Origin of the sequence: Polaromonas sp., assembly GCF_030682935.1 — a bacterium.
GTDB lineage: Bacteria > Pseudomonadota > Gammaproteobacteria > Burkholderiales > Burkholderiaceae_C > Polaromonas.
Genome location: NZ_JAUXNA010000041.1, coordinates 1 through 2,765, shown reverse-complemented (window position 1 = coordinate 2,765; position 2,765 = coordinate 1). Strand labels below are relative to the sequence as shown.

Below are 2,765 nucleotides of genomic sequence, written 5' to 3'. Positions count from 1 at the left end.
ATGCCGCAAGCCCAACTACTCTTTCCAGAGTCCTCCACGAATCAAACCGCGGCTGCCCGGCCACTTCCGCTAGCCCCCATCCCCGCCTTCCCCCAGCGGGGGAAGGAGCCATGCGGACTCGGGGGCATGGGTGGCCTGAGTTGCTATTGAAATAATAGTAGGCAGAACGCCGGTCCTACGGCTCATTCCTGCAACTCAACCAGGGCCAGGGCCACATTCAGCCGCTCCCTGGCGTCCAGCGCCTGGCTGGCGGCCGCCTGCTCGTAAAGACGGGTCGCTTCTTCCGTGGCGATGTCGCCTTCGAGCATGACCAGGCCGTTGGCATACTCCATCATGGCCATCGCGCAGCCGGGGTTCAGCTTGAGCGCCTCCCTGTAGAGCGCCAGGCCCACGTTCTTTTTGGCGCCATGGGTCATGCCGCCAATCAGCGCGCCCACCTTGTCGATCACTTCGGCATGAAAAGCCGCCAGCGTGACATGGGCATCTGCGTGCAGGGGCGCCAGCGCGAGGGTGCGTTCCAGCGCGTTCCTCACTTTGCTTCCCTGGCCCTGCGCCAGCGCCTTGGCCACGCTGATGCCCTGGCAGTAGCGCCCCAGGGCGTAGGCCTGCCAGTACCAGGCGTTGGCGTTGGTCGGGTCCACCGCCTGCTGCGCTTCAGCGCGCCCGGCGACGTCCATGAACAGCGCCAGCTTGGCTTTTTCGTGGGGTTCCAGGTAGTTGGCATACATGCAGGTGGCCTTGTTGGCGGCCGTGATGCCGTCGCCACCCGCCTGCAGGCCGACCAGCGCCGCCTGCTCGAACTCGCCGTTATGAAACAGCACCCAGGCCTGCAGCACGGCAGCGTCCCGGGGCAGGGCTTCGCAGTCGCCCCGGTGCAGCCGGGTCCAGTGCTTTGTCACGGCGGCCGCATCAAACGCATAGTCGCCCGCGTGGGGGAAAGCTGTCCATTGGGCCATGGGGGTTTCTCCTTGATTCGTCTTGTTTTGGTATGGCTTGTATCGCGTTTTGTGGGTTCAGCCCGCGTGGTTGGCCGGACTGCTGTAAGCGTTGACCAGGGCCTGCAAATGCGTGCGCTGGCCTGGCTCCAGATACGGCACCAGCAGGTTCAGCACATGGTGCGCGCCCCGCAGCAAGGCCGCCTGTGCGTTGGCGGACTCCAGCGCGTTGCGCGGGTCGCGCACGTATTCGAAGCTCAGCCAGTAAGTCAGCACCACCACCATGCTGGTGGCGGTGGCTGGCACTTCGCGCGCATCGATGTGGATGGCGCCCGCGTGGCTCATGCCGTCCAGCAGGGTCCTGACGGCGCGCGTCTTATTTTTAAGCACCCATTGGAAGTGGGTTTCCAGCCGGCGGTTTTTGCTCAGCAGGTCGTTCAGGTCGCGGTACAGAAAGCGGTATTGGCAGATCAGCTCAAACAGCGAGTGCATGAAAAACCAGGCGTCTTCAACGTTGCGCACGCCATCGCTGGCGTTGAGCAACTCGCCCAGGGCTTTTTCGTAGCGGTCAAACAGCGCATTGATCAGCTCGTCTTTGGCCGGGTAGTGGTAGTAGAGGTTGCCGGGGCTGATGCCGAGTTCAGCGGAGATCAGCGTGGTCGAGACATTGGGCTCGCCAAAGCGGTTAAAAAGGTCGAGCGCAGCCTCCAGAATCCGCTCTGCAGTGCGGCGCGGCGCTTTTTTTGCCATGGCGGTCTCCCGGATTTTGTTTTTTCGTACTCTAACCCAACACGGCTGTGCGCGGAATCAGGGAATCTCATGACGGTGCAGCGGGGACCGCGCCCTGCAAAAGCAAAAAAAGGGACAGACTGTCCCTTTTTGATAGCCTGAGGCCCGCCTTGTCCGGTCAGACCGGCTTGCGTGCCGCAGGCCGCTTGGTGGCCGCAGGCTTGGCTGCGTTGCCATCTGCTTTGGATGCTGCAGGTTTTGCCGCCGTTTTGACCGCCGCTTTCACGGCTTTCCTGGCCGCCGGCGCTTTGGGGTTCAGCGCTTCCATGTTTTTGTTGAGTTCATCCATGCGCGCCACCAGGGCTTCCACGTCCCGGGCAGACGGCACGCCGAGCTTGTTCAGTGCCTTGGCCACGCGCTCTTCAAAAATGTTTTCCAGCTTGTCCCACTGATAGCCCGCCCGGGATTGAATGTCGCTGGCCATGTGGGTCATTTTTTGGGTGGCGTCAGAGATCTTTTCTTCGGCTACCGACTGCGTCTTGCGCTGAATCGTGAGGCCTTCCTTCACCAGGGCTTCAAACACCTTGCCGCCTTCTTGTTGCGCCTTTGAAAAGGCACCCAGTCCGGCCAGCCAGATTTGCTGGGCCGAGTCCTTGACGGCGCCGGTCAGATCCGGGCTGGCTTTTTTATCAGCGCTGTTTTTTTGTAGTTTCTTGACCATGAGTGACTCCAGGTAGATTGAAAGTGTGCGCAATCCGTTTGCTGCGCACACTGAAAATGTAAGCCCGTCAGGCGGCGGTTTTTAGGGGTTGGCTTCTAGACCGCCAGCGCTTACATGTGTAAGTGCATGCACGCAGGCGCCACGTAAAATAACCAGTTGCTCACCACGTCCGCGGAAAAATCAATGCAAGACACGCCAAGCCCTTTTCCCACCACAGCAGAAGAAGAAGTCAGCCTGCTCGACCTGCTGGTCACCCTGGCAGAAAACGCCAGGCTGCTCATCATCGGGCCCCTGTTGGTGGGGCTGTGCGCGCTGGCCTTGGGCTTCGTGCTGCCGCAAACCTTCCAGAGCGTGGCCGTGCTCCAGGCCGAGCAGGCCAC

The 2,765-nt window shown here is 61.4% G+C and carries 4 protein-coding genes; 1 reads left to right on the top strand and 3 read right to left on the bottom strand.

What is annotated here, in order from left to right; genetic code table 11:
- Window positions 1-182 precede the first annotated feature (182 nt).
- From Q8K05_RS01485 to Q8K05_RS01475, 3 genes are all read right to left on the bottom strand, one after another.
- Window positions 183-956 (bottom strand): hypothetical protein, encoded by a 774-nt coding sequence (locus Q8K05_RS01485; RefSeq protein ID WP_305244779.1) that lies wholly within the window; start codon window positions 954-956, stop codon window positions 183-185.
- Window positions 957-1,013: 57 nt separating this feature from the next.
- The gene (locus tag Q8K05_RS01480; protein WP_305244778.1) at window positions 1,014-1,685 is read right to left on the bottom strand and encodes a TetR/AcrR family transcriptional regulator; all 672 of its coding nucleotides are present in this window, start codon (window positions 1,683-1,685) and stop codon (window positions 1,014-1,016) included.
- A 157-nt stretch (window positions 1,686-1,842) separates the two neighbouring features.
- Entirely contained in the window at window positions 1,843-2,385 is a 543-nt protein-coding gene (locus tag Q8K05_RS01475) for a phasin family protein (RefSeq protein WP_305244777.1), read from the bottom strand.
- A 183-nt stretch (window positions 2,386-2,568) separates the two neighbouring features.
- Between Q8K05_RS01475 and Q8K05_RS01470 the strand changes: the two genes are divergently transcribed.
- Window positions 2,569-2,765 (top strand): Wzz/FepE/Etk N-terminal domain-containing protein (locus Q8K05_RS01470; protein ID WP_305244776.1); only part of this gene is annotated, 197 nt, incomplete at its 3' end.

Bases quoted from the DNA above. Each gene is read 5' to 3' on its own strand.
- Q8K05_RS01485 (WP_305244779.1), bottom strand. From the start codon at position 956: ATGGCCCAATGGACAGCTTTCCCCCACGCGGGCGACTATGCGTTTGAT.
- Q8K05_RS01475 (WP_305244777.1), bottom strand. From the start codon at position 2,385: ATGGTCAAGAAACTACAAAAAAACAGCGCTGATAAAAAAGCCAGCCCG.
- Q8K05_RS01480 (WP_305244778.1), bottom strand. From the start codon at position 1,685: ATGGCAAAAAAAGCGCCGCGCCGCACTGCAGAGCGGATTCTGGAGGCT.